We start from the raw sequence: 17,802 nt of genomic DNA, 5'->3' as shown, positions 1-17,802 counted from the left end.
GGAGGAACTTGGTGTGAACGAAGAACAGAAACAAAACATGAAGAAAGGGCTGCGGCTCGAAGTTTTCGCTCCGGCATACATAGTGGTCGCCGCCGCGGCGGTCATAGGGCTTGCCAACAGCGAGCTGCTGACTTCGGGCATGGGGGCCTTCTGCGAGTGGGCTCTCGACAGTTTCGGATGGCTCATCCAGCTTTCGATGACCGTGACTACTATTCTGGCTTTGATCACGTTGTTCTCTAAGGTCGGGAATATGAGGATAGGCGGAAAGGACGCGAAGCCCAAGTACAGCTTCGCCACGTGGTTCGCTATGGCCCTGACGGGAGGCATCGCCACGGGCATCGTCACGTGGGGCGTGAACGAGCCGCTCATCTATTACGGCAACGTATGGGGAGAGCTCGATACTCTCGGCGTATCCGCAGGTACCACTCAGGCCGCCATCTTCGCTATGGCCCGCGTCTTCTATAACTGGTCGTTCGTCCCTTATTCGGCTTACGCGATGTGCGGACTTCTCGTCGGCTATGTCTATTATCATAAGCGCGACAGCCTTACCGTGACGGCTACGCTGAAGCCGCTCTTCGGCGAAAAGGTCGGCCGTCCCGCCTGTTCCGCCGTCATAGACACGCTTTCGATGCTCGCGCTCACGATAGGTCTTACTACGGGGCTTACTATGTGCATCACTCTTATCATGGCGGGGCTCAAAAGCGCCTACGGCATGGAGGAGACTATCCCGCTTTTCATCATCCTCGGCGTGATTATCATTTTCTGCTTCACATTCTCGACTTACGTCGGTCTCGACAAGGGGCTTAAGATAGTCGGCAATTTCAACGCGTGGTTCTATTACGGCCTGCTCGTTCTGCTTCTCGTGACTGGGCCGACCCTGTTCATAGCGAGGATGGGCACGGCGGGAGTAGGGCACTGGCTCACGAACTTCTGGAGCTGGGGGCTCGACCCGATAGACGTGGGAGGGCCGGCTTTGACGCGCGCGTGGACTCTGTGGGACTTCTGCTTCATGATAGGCTACGCGCCCGTCACGGGAATATTCCTCGCAATACTTTCCTACGGACGTACTGTGCGCGAGTATCTCATCGTCAACTGGGTGCTCCCGGCTGTATTCGGCATAATATGGTTCGCTATATGGGGAGCCAGCGCGATAGACATGCAGATAAACGGCACGGCCGACTTAGTCGGCGCGATAAAGAGCGGCGGCGCGGTCATGGCGCTGTGGGAATTCCTCAAGAACCTGCCCTTCGGCCTCGGCGTGATAGTGATACCGGTAAACATAGTCGTGATACTGGTCTCGTTCATCACCTGCGCGGACGCTACGCTCGTCAACATCGGCTCGATGTGCGTGCGCGACGTGCCGATAGGTACGGAGCCGCCTGCGAAGATAAAAGTGCTGTGGGGAGTCACGGTCGGGGCGATAGCGATAGTGATGGCGGCCTACGGCGGAGGGGCGCAGGGCATAGACGGCGTGAAGGCGCTCGCTTCGGCGGCCGGCTTCGTCGTGCTCTTCATCTACGCGATTCAGGCCGTCGCTTATGTCAAGGTGTTCTTTATAGACGAACCGGAAGACTAAAAGGCAGGCGGACATTATGGAAAAAATCATACTCACGGGAAACGACCTCACGGTCGAGCAGGTCTGGGAAATAGCGGTAAACGGTGCGAAGGTCGAGATAAGCGAAGAGGCGCGGAAGAAGCTTGAGGCGGCGCGCTCCTTCGTCATGGAGGTTCTAAACGGCGACACGCCGGTCTATGGGCTGAACCGCGGCGTTGGCTGGAACAAGGATCACAAAATAGAGAACGACGAGCTCGGCGAGTTCAACCGCAAGCTCATATACTCGCACACGCTTGGCATAGCGCCCGACGCATCGGTCGAAGAGGTTCGCGCGATCATGGCGGTGCGCCTCAACACGCTGCTCTGCGCCCACACCGGAGCCGACCCGGCGGTGGTCGAACGCTACGCGGAATTCCTCAACGCGGGCATACATCCCGTGATGCCGGAGCGCGGCTCGGTCGGCGAGGCGGACATCACGCTCTGCTCTCACATCGGCATCGCGATGATGGGCGAGGGCGAAGCCGACTACAAGGGCCGCCGCGTCCCGGCCTCGGAGGCGCTTGCCGACGCCGGGCTCGAGCCGATAGTCTTCGGCCCGAAGGACGCGCACGCCGTCGTCTGTACCAACGCCTTCGCGGCGGGGCAGGCCGCGCTGCTTCTCAAAGAACTCTGCGACCTCGCCGACACGGGCGACCTTGTTTCGACGCTCTCGCTCGAAGGGCTCAACGGCAACGTCTCTCCGCTCGACCCGTCGGCGCTGCGCGAACGCAAGCTCGAGGGCCAGCAGTACAGCGCCGCGCGCGTCAGAAAATATCTCGAAGGCAGCTACGTCTGCGAGCCCGACCCACAGCGCGCGCTTCAGGACCCGCTCTGCTACCGCGGCGCGGTCCACGTGAACGGCACGCTGCGCGAGGCGATAGAGTACGCGCGCAAATATCTCGACGTTCAGATGAACTCGACCGACGACAATCCCTGCGTACTGGCGGACGAGAAACGCATGGTCGCCGGCTCCAACTTCGAGGTCACGTCGCTCGCGACCGCCTTCGAAATGCTCGCGATAATCTGCGCGCACCTCTCGCACATGTCCTGCTACCGCATGATAAAGCTCGCAGACCCGGCGCTGACCAAGCTGCCGCGCTTCCTCAGCCACGACGGCGGCGAGTCGCATTGCTTCGGCACGATACAGAAGACATTCACCTCGCTCGACGCCGAGATACGGCTGCTCGCGAACCCATGCTCGCCGGACTTCATGGCGCTCGCCGGCGACATCGAGGACCACGCGAACAACACGACGCTCGTCGTGCAGAAGCTGCGCCGCATAGCCGACGACATGAGATACATCTACGGCATGGAAATGATGCACGCCTGCCAGGCCGTAGAGCTGCGTATGCGAGAGAAGAAGCTGACGCTCGGGAAGGGCACCGGCGCAGCATTTGCGGAGTTCCGCAAGCGTCTGCCGCTCTACGAAAGCGACCGCCCGCTCTCGCCCGACATCAAAAAAGCCTATGAATTTATAAAAGATGGCGTGCTGCTCAAAGAGGTGCGCGACAGAATATAGGCGGGAAAAATATAAAAAACGAATGGGCGCCGGGGGATTTGATTCTCCGGCGTCCGTTTTGCACCAGTTTTTTCAGAAAGCGTTCGTTCCGCGCTCCTTTCATAACTGGCGCCTAGCGCCGTCTAAGCGGGCAGATGCAGGCAACCACCTCAGCGCGCGGCTCAGCCGCAAAAGGGCGGGGGAGCACACCAATGCCGCCTGTATGCCACGCCAAACGCGGGTGATTGTGTTTCGTTATTAGTAGTCTATCAAATTCCGCCGCTCCGCCGCCTTACAGCAACGTCACCTCGCCGCCGCCGGCGTCTACGCGGCAGCGCGCGCCGTCGCGGATGAGCTCGTAGAATCCGGCGGGGACTCTGTCCACGGTCGGGATGCGCATGAGTATCGCGCAGGTGACGAGTATCGCGTCGGCGTACTCGACTATCATCGCTTTGGGGCATTTACCGTGCGTCATGAGCTGGTAGAGGCCGTCGAGGTTCACGCTCGAGCTGCCCTTGCCTGCGGGAAAGACGAGTATCTTGCCCGATATGTCAACGCCGTCGAGCGCGTGCCCCTCCTCTATGATTTTTCCGCTTTCGGGGTCGGTCAGGTAGAAGCATATGTCGTCCTTTGAGATCAGTATTTCGCCCTCGGCCTTGCCCGCCGCTATTTTTCTGCATGAAAATACGTGAGTTCCCATCGCGTTACCTCCTCGGCCCGAGCGCCGCGTCTATGCAGCGTTCCGCCGGCATCACCCAGAAGCGCAGGCTGCGCCTCGAGGTGTAGTAGAAGCATTTCGGCGAGTCGGTGAGCAGCCTCATGCCGCGCAGTTTGTGCCAGCAGGGCTGGTCTACGCAGGTGTCGCCGACGACGGAGACGCCCGCTTCTGCGAGTTCGCGCCCTAGCGGCAGTTTGTTTATCATCGAGACGACCGACGACGAGGTAAGTATCCAGACCGGGATGTTTGCGCTGCGCCCCGCGAGACGCCTGTGGACTCGGTAAATCTGCTCGAGAGAGTAGTGCGGGCAGCCGAGCAGCACGCCGTCGGCTCCCGTGTACGCTTCGGCGAAGCTTTCTTTCACGGCCTCGGTCTCCTCGCGCGTGATCGTTATTTCGTCCGTTATCTTCGCGCCGTCGAGCGCCGCCGCGGCTTCGGGCGTCGCGCCCTCGACGTGGAATAGCGGCACGCGCCCCGCGGTGTTGAGTTCCGCGCCGAGGTTCATCAGCCCTTCGGGCGTAGCGCGGAAGTTTCCGCGGAAGAGAGGCACGCCGCGCCCTATCCTCTTCGCCGCGGCCCAGCCGAGCACGGAGAAGTCGAATTCGTCCGCGGCTCCGGCCTCGGCGTTTACTATCATCGTGGCTTTTCTGTTCTCGTCGAGCAGAAGGCCGTAGCGCGGCGTGAGTCCGACTATCGCGGAGCAGAGAGCGCTCTGCGCCGACTCCGGGTTTGAGCGCGCGCCTAAGACGGAGTTGACGAAAGCCGTCGCGCTCGACTCGGAGAAGGCGGCGGCCTCGCCGAGCCCAGGCAGGTTGCCGTCGAAGTACGGCGTACAGGTGAGGTTCATTATAAATCCCATCTTCTCGTAGGCCGACGCGCATTTCTCCGCGAGCTCCGCCTCGCCCTCCGTTATGAAGCCACTGCCGCGGAAATATCCGACGTCGTAGCTCGGGTTCACCGTCGCGCATATCCGCGTCCGCGCGCCCTCGCCGAGCATTTTCTCAGCAAACCACAGGTCCGCCTCCTGCGCGCTCGCAGATACGTGCGCGCGCGAGACGGGGACCATGACGTCGGCCTCCATCACCTCGCCTATGCCGGCGAGTATCTCCATCGCAAGGGCCGCTCCGGCCCCCTCCGCGCCGCCCAGCACGGCCTCTTCACGTTCGGTCAATCTCATTTTTCCAGTCTCCTGACTCGGGCGCAGATGCGCGCCCGTTGTGTTGTAGAAGCAAACCGCGTAGTTATAGGACAATTCGTCCTATTATTACGCCTTTATCTTAGCATACGGCGGAGGGCTGTCAACGGACGGCGCAGGACCGCGCGCGTCCGCCATGCGTTTACTTTTTCCCTCGCAGCGCCGGTATAGCCTCGACTGCGACGACTCCGGAGAATATCAGCGCGGAGGCGGCGAATATGCGCCACGTCATCGGCTCTCCTATGCAGACGACGCCGAGCAGGCTGCCGAAGATGCCCGAGGTCGAGAGAAGTATCGCGACGTGCGTCGGGCTCGTGTACTTCTGCGCGACGGTCTGCAGCACGAGCGTCAGCGCGTAGCCTATCGTCCCGGCGTACACTACGGCTATCCACGCGGCGCGCGCTAGCTCCGCGGGGAACGGCTCGAAGGCGAAAGCGCATACTGCGGCGAGGAACATGCTGCCGACCGCCTGCCAGCAGGCGAGGCCGCATGCGTCCTCGCCCGCGACGAATTTCTGCACGAGCAGGATGTAGGCCGTGACGCATAGCATCGCGAAAGCCGAGAGCGCGTCGCCCGGGTTCACGCTGAAATTCCCGTCGAGCATCAGCCCGGCGAGGCCGGCGAGGCAGAGCGCGACTGAGAGCATGACGTGCCAGCCGGGGAACTTTTTAGTCAGCAGCCACACGGAGAGCGGGACGAAGACGACCGACATCGAGATGATGAACGACTGGTTGCCGGCGGTAGTATAGAGCAGGCCGACCGCGCCCGAGAGATAGGCGAGGCTGAAGGCCATGCCAGTAAACGCCCCCGCGAGCTTGGCGCGGCGCGGCATCGCCATCGCGCGCCGCCCGAAGATGAGCATGACGGCGGCCGACGCGACGGCGAAGCGCAGGAAGCAGAACCAGAAAGGCGTGATGCCGCCGAGCGCGTCCCGAATCACGACGTTCGTCGCGCCCCATATAAAGGCGACCAGAAGCACCGCCAGATCCCCCAGTATCATAAACTTGCGCTTCGCGTCCATCACAGCGCCCCGCTTTCGCAAAATATCAGTGAAACGGAATTATTTTACAGCAAAGCGGAGCGGCGCGAAACGGCGTAACCGGCGAGAAACGGGCGAGCGCGGAAATCCATTCGCGCCGGTTTGCGCGAGCGCGCCGGAAAAACTATAATTATCCGCATGACATAAACGGAGGGATAGTCATGGCAGAAATCACAAGAGAGGCGGCCGTCGGTCTGCTTCGCAAATACAACAAGGAAGAGTTCCACCTGCTGCACGCGCTCACCGTCGAGGCGGTCATGCGCTGGTACGCGAACGAGCTAGGATACGCCGCCGAGGCCGACCACTGGGCGCTCGTCGGGCTGCTGCACGACGTGGACTTCGAACAGTTCCCCGACCAGCACTGCAAGAAAGCGCCCGAGCTGCTGCGCGAGATCGGCGCGGACGAGAGCTTCATCAACTCCGTGTGCAGCCACGGCTACGGCCCCTGCTCGGACATAAAGCCCGAACACCTCATGGAAAAAGTGCTCTTCGCTGCGGACGAACTCACCGGCCTCATCTGGGCCGCCGCGCTCATGCGCCCGTCGAAGAGCGTATCCGACATGGAGCTCAAGAGCCTCAAGAAAAAATACAAAGACAAGAAATTCGCCGCCGGATGCTCGCGCGATGTCATAGCCCAGGGCGCGGAGATGCTCGGCTGGCCGCTCGACGAACTTCTCGAAAAGACGCTCGAGGCGATGCGCGCCGCCGAACCCGCGGTCGCGGCGGAAATGGAGAGCATGAAATAATTGGCGCGTAAAGTCCTTACGGCCATGAGCGGCGGCGTGGACAGCTCCGTCGCCGCTTTTTTGATAAAAGACGGCGGAGACGAGTGCGCCGGCGCGATAATGCGCCTGCTCGCGCACAGCGCCGAAGAGGAGGCCGCGCGCGAAGTCGCCGCCCGCCTCGGCATACCGTTCCACGTTTTCCCGCTGGAGGCGGAATTTCGGGAAAACGTCATAAGGCCCTTCATAGAGTCCTACCGCGCCGGCCTCACGCCGAACCCGTGCGTCGAATGCAACAAAACTATGAAATTCGGCAAATTCCTCGAACTCGCACAAAATCTCGGCATGAGCCACATCGCGACCGGTCATTATGCGGTCGTGGAAAACGACGCGGCCTCGGGCCGCAGGCTTCTGCGCAAGGGAGCCGACGAAAAAAAAGACCAGAGCTACGTGCTGTGGACGCTGACGCAGGAGCAGCTCTCGCGCACGCTGCTGCCGCTCGGCGCGCTCGGCAAGGAAGAGACGCGCGCGATAGCCGAAGCGCAGGGATTTGCGAACGCTCACAAAAAAGAGAGCCAGGACATATGTTTTGTGCCGGACGGCGACTACGCCGCCTTCATCCGCGAAACGACGGGACGCGCCGACGTGCCGGGAAAGTTCATAGACGGGGCAGGACGCGCCATAGGCGAACACAAGGGGCTGATACGCTACACGATAGGCCAGCGCCGCGGCCTCGGTCTCTCGCTGCGCGAGCCGCTCTACGTCCGCGCCAAAGACGCGCGCAACAACACAGTCACGCTATGCCGCGAAAGCGGCCTGTACGCCAAGACGCTCACCGCCTCGCGCGCAAACCTCATAGCCGTGCCGGAAATACCGCGCCCCATGCGCGTCCGCGCGAAAACCCGCTACCGCCAGCCGGAGCAGCCGGCGACGGTGGAACAGATCTCAGAGAATAAAATCAGAATAGAATTCGACGAGCCGCAGCGCGCGATAACGCCGGGCCAGTCCGTAGTGTTTTACGACGGAGATTACGTCGTAGGCGGCGGCGTGATAGATTAGCCCAGCGGCGCTGGGCAGAGGCACCAGCTCGGAAACCCGCGCCGCTTTCGAGGCTTTCCGCAGCGCTTCAGCCGCGCCGGAGCCGCCGGACGCGTCAGCCTATGAAGCCGCCTTGCACACCTCTATAAAAGTCTTAAGATGCGGCTTCATCTTCAAATCCTTGTGATAATTGACGTAGAAGTAACGCTTCTCCTTTAGGTCGTCGATTTCGCAGACGTGCAGAAGCCCCTGCTCGAGCTCTCGGGCGACCAGCCTGCTCGCGATGACCGCGACGCCCTTTCCCTTTATAACTTCTTCCTTGATTATGTCGATATTCTTGTACTCGCAGCTTATTGTGAGGCCGAGCCCGCGCTCCGCGTTGATCTGGTCGAAAAGGTCGCGCGTCGGGTTGCCGGTCTCGCGCATGATGACAGTCTCGCTCTTCAGATCGCTCATAGAAACGGAACGCCGCCCGCCGAGCGCGCAGCCTGGGCGGCATATCAGCACATACTCGTCCTCCGCTATCACCTCGCTCCTTATGTCGCTGTGGGTGTAGCGGTTCTGCGAGAGCACGAAGTCCAGCTCGCCGTCGGCCAGCTTGTTCTTAAGCCAGAAATCCTCCTCGATCACTATCGTAGTCTTCACGTTGTAGCAGATTTTATGATAGTTCGACCAAATATCGTTGAATATGCTGCTCGAGGTGATGAGGTTCGTCCCTATGCGTATCGTCTCCTCGCGCGCGAAGCGGAAGACGTTCTCAAGCCCGCGGTAGGCGCGCATGACCTTCTCCGCCTCGGCGGCGACGGTCCTCCCCTGCTCGGTGAGATATATCTTCTTATTGCGACGTTCGAAAAGCTTGACGTCGTACTCCTTTTCGATGCCGACGATGACCTGGCTGACGGTCGGCTGCGTTATATACAGGTTCTTCGACGCCGCCGTCATGTTGCAGCATCTCGCAACCTCGAGAAAAATCTCTATGTCCCTGATAGTTATAGGCATATCCGCGCACTGTCCCTTTTTATTATTGCCTTTTACCTATGTTATGAGTGAATATAACTATTTTACAAAGCTTAGTCAATGGCGTAGATTATAAATAGATAGCGCTATTTTGCACATAGTTGCGAGCCGCGGCAGTTGACCCGAAAATTCGCGAGTTTTTGAAAAAGGGGAAATTGGAGGAATGGCATTGGAAACTATCGTGTTAGACGGACACAGTCTGACGCTTGATGAAGTGTGCGCCGTCGCCTGCGGCAAAGCCGCAGTCGAAATCAGCCCGTCGTCGGCTGAGCTCTTGGCGGAATCCAGAAAGCTTGTCTTTGAGCTCTCGAATAAGGGAATACCTATATATGGCTGCAATCGCGGCGTCGGCTGGAACAAGGATAAAAAAGTTACGAAGGAATTCATCGCCCAATTCAACAGCAATATGATGCACTCGCACGCGGTCGGAGTCGGCCCGTACCTTTCCAAAGAAGAGGCCAGGGCCGCCGTCGTAGTGCGGCTGAACAATCTTCTGTGCGGGTGCACGGGGCTCAGCCCGGAAATCGCATTTATGATGCGCGATATGCTGAACCGCGATATCGTACCGCTCATTCCGTCGAAGGGCTCCGTCGGCGAGGCGGACATAGTAAACCTGTCCCATCTCGGTTTGGCGCTCATGGGAGAGGGGAAGGTCTTCTACAAGGACGGAACGGCGCAGGCACGCGACGCTTTCAGGGAGGAAGGTCTCAGCCCGATAACGCTCGCCGAAAAGGACGGGCTCGCCGTTCTGAGCTCAAACGCGCTCTCGGCGGGGCTCGCATGCTCTGTGCTCGCGTCTGCGAAAAACCTGCTCGATTCGGCCGACCTCATAGCCGGCATGTCGCTCGAAGCGCTCAACGGCAACGTGTCCGCACTTCGCGAGGGCGCGCACAAGGTCCGCCGCTATCCCAAGCAGATAGAGACGGCGGCGCGCATGAGGAAATACCTGAAAAACAGCTATCTTTATGAGAGCGATCCGGAACGTCCGCTGCAGGACCCCCTTTCCTTCCGCTGCGTTCCGCAGGTGCACGGAGCGGTCCGCACGGCGCTCGCCTACGCGGCAGAAAACCTTGAGATACATCTTAATTCGTCGGACGATAATCCATGCCTGCTGATGGAAGAGCGCGACATAACGTCATGCGGCAACTTCGACCCGCTGTGCTGGGTGCTCGGAGTCGAGAACCTCGGCGTCGCAATGTCTCACGTCTCAAAACTGTCATGCCTCAGAAGCATCAAGCTGGCGTCGCCGAATTTCACGAAGCTTTCGCGCCATCTTACGCCGGACGATTCCACAATCGCGTTTTCCACGATACAGAAAATCTACGCGAATATGGACGCCGAGATACGGCTTCTCGCCGCACCGATAAGCATGGACACCTTCGCGCTCGCCGGGGACATGGAGGATATATGCACCAACGCGCCGCTCGTAATGCAGAAAACGAAAAGAATACTCGAATGTCTTTTCTATGTGCTGGCGATAGAGCTCATACACGCGGGACAGGCGATGGACCTGCGCGGAGCGCGCTACGGCGAGACGACGTCGAAAGGGCTCGCCGCGCTTCGTAAGGTAATGCCCTTCTACGGCAGGGACGACAGGGTATTAAGCGACGATATAGAAAATGTGCGCCGCCTGCTCGAATCCGGCGATTTTCTGAAAGAAGCTCTCGGCCTTTGATGAGAGCGGCTCTATAAGGAGGATTTTTGATGTCTGACAAGGTTTCTTTGAGAAAGGGCGTTTTTGTCCCGGCATTTTTAGTTACAGCGACAGCCGTTATAGTCGGTATATTTAAAAATGAATGGCTTAAGGCCACGTGCAAATCTATATTCAGCTTCTCGCTTCTCAACTTCGGCTGGCTGTACCAGATGGTCGCCATGATATGCCTGTTCGGCGTACTTTTCGTGACGTTCTCGAAAACCGGCAATATAAGGATAGGAGGAAGGGACGCTCAGCCCAAATATCCGTTCCACACTTGGTTCATGATGGCTCTGACAGGAGGAATATCCGTCGGCATAGTAAACTGGGGAATCAACGAGCCAATGGTCTATTTCGGCAACGTCTACGGCGAGCTAGAGACGCTCGGTATAGAACCGCTCAGCGCGCAGGCCGCGCATTTCGCGATAGCGAGATGCTTCTACAACTGGTCGTTCGTCCCATACGCATTCTATGGCGTCACCGGCGTCCTGATGGCCTATCTGTTCTACAACAAAAAAGAAAAATTCTCCGTCGCGGCGACGCTTACACCGCTTTTCGGACAGAAGGCGTACAACAGCACGGTTTCAAGCATTCTTGACACTCTATGCACCATAGGCATCGTCCTCGGCATGGCGTGCGGCCTGGGAACGGGGATGGCTTTCATACTCTCCGGCGTTAAAGTCATTTACGGCATAGACTCGACTATCACTTTATGGATAATACTCGGCGTAGCTATAACCGCGCTCTTTACCGGCGCAGCCTACCTCGGGCTGGACAAAGGCATAAAGAAACTCGCCACTCTCAACAGCAAAATATTCTACGCGCTGCTTATAATCCTGTTCTTTACTGGCCCAATCGTCGATATATGCAAATCGCTCGGCCTCGGCCTCGCCGTGTGGCTCGACAACTTCTGGCTGTGGGGGCTTGACCCAGTAGACATCGGCGGCGAAGCGCTGACCGTATGGTGGACTCTGTTCGACTGGACCGTCTGGGTCGCCTACGCGCCCGTCATGGGGCTTTTCCTCGCAAAAATATCCTATGGGCGCACGATAAGGGAGTTTATGATAATCAACTGGATACTGCCTTCTATCTTCGGGCTCGTCTGGTTTTCCGTATGGGGCGGCACTGCGCTCAACTGGCAGATGAACGGGGTCGTCGATCTCGTGCAGATACTCAAGGACAACGGCGCGGTCTCCGCTGTGTGGGGCTTCCTGAGCCACCTGCCGCTAAAGCTCGGCGTCGTGCTTATCCCGGTGGTCATGATCACGCTCGTGCTTTCTTTCTCGACTGCGGCGGACTCAATTACACACACGCTCGCTTCGCTCTGCGTCTCTCAGAATGACAGCAGCATAAACGACGAAGCGCCGAACTACCTGAAGGTAATCTGGGGCGTCATCATCGGCTCCATGTCGGTCATTATGGGAGCTCTCGCCGGCGGTGTAAGAGGAGTCGACGGGGTAAGACAGCTTTCCGCCGTCGGAGCGTTCATAGTGCTCGGCGTGTTCATACTGCAGGTAGCCTCTTTCTTAAAAGTGTTCTTCATGTCCAAACTTGAAGACTAATAAACAGTAATAGGGGAGATACATTTGGACATTTTATACTTAAATTCCCGCGACATCGAAACGCTCGCGCTTACAAACGACGAAATCCTCGGCGCGGTGGAGGAAAGCCTGCGCGCGCAGGGGAACGGCGAGACGTCTATCGAGCCGCGCGTACACATTCACCCGGAGGAGAAATATCACGGACACTTCAACGTCCTTCGCGGCTATATATCGCCGAAGCACGCGGTCGGCGTGAAGATCGTCGGGGATTACGTCTACAATTATAAGCTCGGACTTCCCTCCGAGATGTCGATGCTGAATCTTTTCAGCCCCGAGACCGGCGCGCCTTACGCGGTCATCGACGCGACGGCTATCACCTCGATGCGCACCGGCGCGATCACGGCGATAGGCGCGAAGTACCTGGCGAAAAAAAAGAACAAAGTGCTCGGGCATCTCGGCTGCCGCGGGACGGCGTTCTGGAACGTCGTGCTGCTCGACCATCTCTACGACTTCGACGAGATACGCATAAACAGCAGAAGGCGCGAGTCTATGGAGGCCTTCGCGGAAGCTCTGGAGGCCAGGCTGCATAAAAAGATAACGATTGCTAAGGATTCCGAGGAGTGCCTCAAGGGAGCCGACATCATGGTGGAGGCGACGCGCCTGACGGAGCCGCAGCCGCTGCTTAAAACGGAATGGGTGCGCCCCGGGAATTTCGTCGTGCCATACGGGACGATATGCGCGAACGAAATCACTCTGACCGACGTGATGGATAAGATAGTCGTTGACGACTGGGGACAGTGCAAGGAGGGCGGAAAGCTGGGAAGCCTCAGTCCGCACGTCAGAGCCGGAAAGCTCACGGAGAAAACCCTGTACGCGGAGCTCGGCGAGATCGTCGCCGGGAAGAAGCCGGGACGCGAGAACGACGATGAGAAGATACTCTTCTGGCACCGCGGCCTGTCGATAAACGACATCGCGCTCGGTCAGCTCTATTACGAGAAGGCGCTGGCGAACGGCGTAGGGACTAAGCTCTTCTACCGCTAGCCCCGCCGGTACGGCTTAAAGGCGAAACGAGCGGCGCGATCCCCGGACGGGGACGCGCCGCTCTTTGTTTTGCCGTGATTTCATACCGTATGCCGTGCGGCTTTATGAGCGCTAAATGGTTAAACGGCCATGCGCCCCGTTCGCGCCGGGACTCGGAACGCCGGCCGCTCTTCGTCAGCCCCCGACGATTCAACGGCGGCGTCGGCGTTCGTCATTTCTGTCAAGGCATCGCGTCCCGCGCGGCGCGGGCTTTTATCTCTTCACGCGGCGCAGCAGAAGCGGAACCGCCGCCAGCAGGGCGAACGCGCCAACGCCGGCGGAGCAGCCGCCGCCTGAGCCGCTTGAGCGGGACTGGCTGGCGGAGCTTTCCCTTACGTCGGCTACGACTACCGTCGCGGACGAAAAGTAGTCATCGAGCGCGTCTACGGAGAATGAGAGCGACGAGCCGGAGTATTCTGCGGCGAAGGCGCAATAGGCATTTGTTCTATGGTTCTGGATTATGACGTAAGGCGCGCCCTCGAAGCTCATCGGTTCGGCGAGTTCGACCGAGAATCTCGCGGAGCCGCCCGAGTGCTCTGCGTTCAGCCTGAACGCGCCGAGCAGCGCGACGTTTTTATCGGCGGCCACGCCGCTCACGGCTTCGGCTCTGAGCGCCGCCAGCACGCCGTCCTGCGCCGTTGAATTTTCATCGCCGGATATATTCGAAGCGCTCGCTTCGGAGACGGAGCCGCCCGCGGTCACGCCGCCGGTCACGCTTACGGGCGCGTCGGAGGCGGTGTATATGCGCTCGCCGAAGGCTTTGAGGCATACGCTGAGGTTGTCGTAGCCTTCTGATTCGCCGACCTCCATCGCGTCGTAGAAATTTTCCCCGTCTACGGAGAACCAGCCTTCGCCGGGATTCGCAGACGCGCCGTCAGAATAGCCTTTTATCTCGTACTCGGTCGGGATCGTGGCATAGGTGCAGTCGCCGCCAGGACTGACGGCCCTGACTACGACGGAGAACCTCGTCCCCGCGGCGACTTCGGCGGGCTCGCCGAGCGTCACCGTATTGTAGCCCGGCACGAGCGAGTCCGCAGTCCCCGTCCACGCAAGACGCCCGCTTACAGGCAAATCGCCGGCGCAGTCCGTGTAGACGCTGATTTCGTAGCTTATGCGCTCGTCGGCGGCGTAGAAGGCGACGGCGTTTATCGCGTCGCTGCTCTCGGCGGTGAAGATGTTTGCAAAATACTGCACATCCTTCGCGCCGCCGACGCTGGGGAAGAGCGTGTCCAGAGTGTACCATCCGATGCAGCCGAGGTCGTCGTACTGGTAGACGTTTTCGCCGCCGCGCGCCTCTTCAGTTTCGTAGGCGACGCCGTCGCAGAGCGTGCCTTCTTCGTAGGAGACGTAGAAGTATCCGCCGTCGCCGAAAATTTCGCCCCAGCTGTTGCGCACTATCCACGCGCCGTCGTTTGCAGGCCGGTTGTCGCTTATAAAATTATCTTTTGAATAGCCGTCGTCCCATCCGACTATCGTTACCGCGTGGTCGGTCGGCACTCCGTTTACCCAGCTGGGGTCGTACGAAAGTCCGGAGTAATAGGCCGCAGTCTGTCTGTTATAACAGTTGTAGCTCGCCCCCATGTTTATCCCGACGGAGACCGCGCCGTACTCCATTATCGCGCGCTTTATCATATCGCGCCGCTCCGCGGAGAGCCGGACTTCGAAGACCGCGTTGTCTCCGAGGTAGTATGCGCCCGTGAGCTTGTAGTCGCGCGCGGCGGGCGCCGGCGCGTAGACTGCGCTGAAGTCTCCGCCCGCGCTTGATATGTCAGGCGCTTTCGCCGTCGTGACGGAGCCGGTGCCGCGCGAGAGCAGCGCGACGGACTTCCAGTCGTTGCCGCCTATATCATAATACGGCGCTCCTGACGAATTGGTGAAGCACGCCATGTCTTTCCACGGGTTGAGCGCGTAATAGGTGAGATACCATTCGGAGAGGTCTATGTCCGTCCCGGCGAGCCTTTTCGTTATGAGGTTCGACTCGGTCGCCGCCATGGCGCTGTACGTCCAGCAGTTGTTGAAATACGTCTGGTCTCTGACCGGCGGCATCTCTTCGCGCAAGTCGTAACGCGCGGGCAGAGCCTCCGAAACGTCGTTCGCCGCGGCGCGCGCTGACGGCGTTTCTGTCCCGCGCGCGGCTTCCTTTTCCCGCGGCAGGCTCCATGTCCTGCCCGCGAGGTGCGACCAGTTGAGCGGCGACGGGACGTAGCCGGAGGCGCGCTCCTCCGCAGAGCCGTCCGCGGCGAGGCTTCTCGCGCCGTTTTTCGCCTGTTCCGCCCCGCGCATGTATTCGACATAGGCGGGGTTCAGCGGCGCGACGGCGGCGTATACGCGCGCCGGCGCGAAGAGCGCCGCGGCGAGCAGGACGGCGGCTAAGGTCTTTATACTTTTCGTCATGACTTCAAGCTCCTTTTCCGATTCCGTATCGACAGAACCCATATCCGTTTTACATTGTAATATTTCTCGCTTGGAGAGACAACGGCTCGGCGAAAATTTCACGCCGCTCACGGCGCGCTATGGCGCGGCGCAAAAATTCATGTTACAATGAGAAAGAACTTTACTGAACCAATCCGCTGAATGTAAAAACAATGGTACAAACGGCGGATAAATAAAACTGGCGTCAAATCAATACCAAATAAAAAGGAGAGGTCTTTGCCATGAGAAGTCTCAAAGGTTTATTGTCAGCCCTTCTGCTCCTTGTATTCATCGCGCCCTGCTCCGAGGCCGCCGACGTGACGCTGCGCTTCGCGGGACAGTTCCCCGACGGGCATTACGCGACGAAGCTGATGCGCGACATAGCCGGCGGCGTCAACCAGCGCACCCAAGGGAGGATCGCGATAGAGGTCTACCCCGCCAACAAACTCGGCGACTACACGCTCGTATACGAAGACCTTATGAAGGGCAGGATCGACATGGCGCTCATCACGAACTCCGGAGAGTTCGACCCGCGCCTCGAGCTCGCCAACCTCAACATATTCCCGAGCTACGAGAAGGCCGCGAAGGACTTCGCTCCCGACGGCTGGCTCGCCAGGAAGATCTCCGAGTACAACACGCGCCTCGGCGTCAAGTTCCTCGGCTTCCACATAGAGGGCATGACGGGCATCGCATCGACGAAGAGGATAAAGAACCCGCTCGACCCGGACGCCAACAAGGGCGTGCTCGCCCGCGTGCCGCTGACGACCGTCTATCCCGAGATAATCAAATCGCAGGGCTACAGGACGGTCTCGCTGCCATACGCCGGGATAGCCGCCGCGGTGCAGGAGGACTCGTGCGACGCCGTGACAGGCATCTCGACGGGCGCCGTCACCTCCGATCTAAAGGGGACGGTGAAATACTGGTACAGCCTCAACTACACCATAGAGACCCTCGCGTACCTAATGAGCGCGCAGACGTGGGACAAGCTCGGCGAGGACGACCTTAAGATAATCTACTCCGAAGTGGCGAAGGCTTCTAAGCGCTCGCTCAAGACGGCGCGCGAGAACGACGAGCTGAACGTCGAGCGCATGAAGAAGAACGGCATGACGGTCTTCGAATACACTGAAAAGGAACTGGCCCCCGCGCGCGAAGCCGCACTGGCGCATATACAGAAGACTCTCGAGCCGAAGCTCGGAGCGCAGCTCATAGAAGAGGCGCGCAGGCATTTCAGGGAAGACAAGAAAAAATAAAAAACAACCGCGCGCGGAGGCTCCGGCATGGATTATAAAAACGGGCCGAACGCGCGCGCAGCGCATTACACCGCAGCATAAAGCCGCCGCAGCGCCTCAGGCTCCAAAGGCGCTGCGGCGGCTCGTATTTTTTCAAAAAACGGCGCGCCCTCGCGGGACGTGCGCCGCGTCGGGCGCGGCGGATAAGATTTGCCGTTATCTTCGCGCGGCCAACGTCCGATGCGTTCGCGGACGGACGCGGCACGACGAAAGGCCTGTCGTGCCGTTCTTATAAATTGTTATAAAATGCGCGTCTGCGTCACGCGACTGCCGCCGCATACGGCGGCTTAAGCGCCGTTCCCGCCCGCTCGTCTGAAACACGCCGTTCAATCTCGGGCATAGAGCGGCAGACTTCCCCGCCTGCGCCGCGCGGCCGGACAAAATACGCCGCGCGCCGGGATTTACGACGGCTTCACCGAATCATCCGCCGTATCCGGCGATTTCAGAAATTCCTCGGCGTAAGGCAGCTTGTCCTTGCCGAGCATGTGCTTCTCCGTCCCGACCTCGACGGCGCGCCTGTAGTAGTCGCACTTGTGTTCGATTATCTCGAGCGCCTTTTGCAGCTCCGCTATCTGGCGTTCGACGGCCTCGCGCCTGCGGGCGAAAAGCTCGTAGCGCTTTCCGAGCGTCGAATCACCCTCGCTCACCCACTGCGAGAAGAGCCGCATCTCTCCGACGGACATTCCCGTCGTCTTCAGGCACTGGATGATCTGCAGCGACGCGAGGTCGAGTTCGGAAAACTCCCTGTAGCCCGAGCCGCGCCGCCCGAGGAACGGCAGCAGCCCCTCCTTGTCGTAATAGCGCAGGGTAGTCGCCGGGATCCCAGTCATCTTCTCTACCTGATGAATCGTGTACGTCATGGCAAAACCTCCGAAGCCGAAAACAAACATTGACTTTCAAGTCAACTTTAATGATACGATACACATTACAGGCGGTCAAGGGCGAAGGCCCGCCGCAGCACGAAAA

The 17,802-nt window shown here is 59.4% G+C and carries 14 protein-coding genes; 8 read left to right on the top strand and 6 right to left on the bottom strand.

Features of this window, described 5'->3' with window-relative positions; genetic code table 11:
• Positions 1-13 precede the first annotated feature (13 nt).
• A complete protein-coding gene (locus tag B5F39_RS04075; protein WP_239391087.1) occupies positions 14-1,576 on the top strand; it encodes a BCCT family transporter in 1,563 nt (520 codons plus the stop codon).
• A gap of 16 nt (positions 1,577-1,592) precedes the next feature.
• Positions 1,593-3,113 (top strand): aromatic amino acid ammonia-lyase, encoded by a 1,521-nt coding sequence (locus B5F39_RS04070; RefSeq protein ID WP_087364225.1) that lies wholly within the window; start codon positions 1,593-1,595, stop codon positions 3,111-3,113.
• A 271-nt stretch (positions 3,114-3,384) separates the two neighbouring features.
• Here B5F39_RS04070 and B5F39_RS04065 read toward each other — a convergent pair whose 3' ends face one another.
• The 3 genes from B5F39_RS04065 to B5F39_RS04055 form a co-directional block, all read right to left on the bottom strand.
• Complete coding sequence (locus B5F39_RS04065) at positions 3,385-3,792, bottom strand: DUF126 domain-containing protein (protein ID WP_087364223.1); 408 nt, start codon at positions 3,790-3,792, stop codon at positions 3,385-3,387.
• A 4-nt stretch (positions 3,793-3,796) separates the two neighbouring features.
• Positions 3,797-4,987, bottom strand: coding sequence for an aconitase X catalytic domain-containing protein (locus tag B5F39_RS04060; RefSeq protein ID WP_087364221.1), 1,191 nt, complete (start codon positions 4,985-4,987; stop codon positions 3,797-3,799).
• 160 nt (positions 4,988-5,147) lie between these two features.
• Positions 5,148-6,026: a DMT family transporter gene (locus B5F39_RS04055; protein WP_087364220.1), complete on the bottom strand. Its 879-nt coding sequence runs from the start codon at positions 6,024-6,026 to the stop codon at positions 5,148-5,150.
• 179 nt (positions 6,027-6,205) lie between these two features.
• On the opposite strand from B5F39_RS04055, the gene B5F39_RS04050 reads away from it, so the two are divergent.
• On the top strand, positions 6,206-6,790 hold the full coding sequence (locus tag B5F39_RS04050) for an HD domain-containing protein (RefSeq protein WP_204245030.1): 585 nt from the start codon (positions 6,206-6,208) through the stop codon (positions 6,788-6,790).
• Positions 6,791-7,825, top strand: coding sequence for a tRNA 2-thiouridine(34) synthase MnmA (mnmA, locus tag B5F39_RS04045; protein WP_239391085.1), 1,035 nt, complete (start codon positions 6,791-6,793; stop codon positions 7,823-7,825).
• A gap of 99 nt (positions 7,826-7,924) precedes the next feature.
• Here mnmA and B5F39_RS04040 read toward each other — a convergent pair whose 3' ends face one another.
• Positions 7,925-8,803 carry a LysR family transcriptional regulator gene (locus B5F39_RS04040; protein WP_087364218.1) on the bottom strand — a complete coding sequence of 293 codons (879 nt, stop codon included), beginning with the start codon at positions 8,801-8,803 and terminating at the stop codon, positions 7,925-7,927.
• A 181-nt stretch (positions 8,804-8,984) separates the two neighbouring features.
• On the opposite strand from B5F39_RS04040, the gene B5F39_RS04035 reads away from it, so the two are divergent.
• The 3 genes from B5F39_RS04035 to B5F39_RS04025 are packed head-to-tail and all read left to right on the top strand — an operon-like array spanning position 8,985 to position 13,096.
• Entirely contained in the window at positions 8,985-10,496 is a 1,512-nt protein-coding gene (locus B5F39_RS04035; protein ID WP_087364217.1) for an aromatic amino acid ammonia-lyase, read from the top strand.
• A gap of 29 nt (positions 10,497-10,525) precedes the next feature.
• Entirely contained in the window at positions 10,526-12,076 is a 1,551-nt protein-coding gene (locus tag B5F39_RS04030; RefSeq protein WP_087364215.1) for a BCCT family transporter, read from the top strand.
• Between the two features lie 24 nt (positions 12,077-12,100).
• Positions 12,101-13,096, top strand: a complete 996-nt coding sequence (locus tag B5F39_RS04025) for an ornithine cyclodeaminase family protein (protein WP_087364214.1) — start codon at positions 12,101-12,103, stop codon at positions 13,094-13,096.
• Between the two features lie 252 nt (positions 13,097-13,348).
• Here B5F39_RS04025 and B5F39_RS04020 read toward each other — a convergent pair whose 3' ends face one another.
• On the bottom strand, positions 13,349-15,571 hold the full coding sequence (locus B5F39_RS04020) for a lectin like domain-containing protein (RefSeq protein WP_087364212.1): 2,223 nt from the start codon (positions 15,569-15,571) through the stop codon (positions 13,349-13,351).
• Positions 15,572-15,789: 218 nt separating this feature from the next.
• Here B5F39_RS04020 and dctP point away from each other — a divergent pair, with 218 nt between their 5' ends.
• Positions 15,790-16,797 (top strand): TRAP transporter substrate-binding protein DctP, encoded by a 1,008-nt coding sequence (dctP, locus tag B5F39_RS04015; protein ID WP_087364210.1) that lies wholly within the window; start codon positions 15,790-15,792, stop codon positions 16,795-16,797.
• Positions 16,798-17,237: 440 nt separating this feature from the next.
• Here dctP and B5F39_RS04010 read toward each other — a convergent pair whose 3' ends face one another.
• Positions 17,238-17,696, bottom strand: a complete 459-nt coding sequence (locus tag B5F39_RS04010; protein WP_087364208.1) for a MerR family transcriptional regulator — start codon at positions 17,694-17,696, stop codon at positions 17,238-17,240.
• Positions 17,697-17,802 lie beyond the last annotated feature (106 nt).

This window comes from Cloacibacillus sp. An23 (genome assembly GCF_002159945.1).
Classification (GTDB): domain Bacteria; phylum Synergistota; class Synergistia; order Synergistales; family Synergistaceae; genus Caccocola.
Note: the sequence above shows the minus strand (reverse complement) of the source record. Positions and strands in the feature narration are given on the sequence as shown.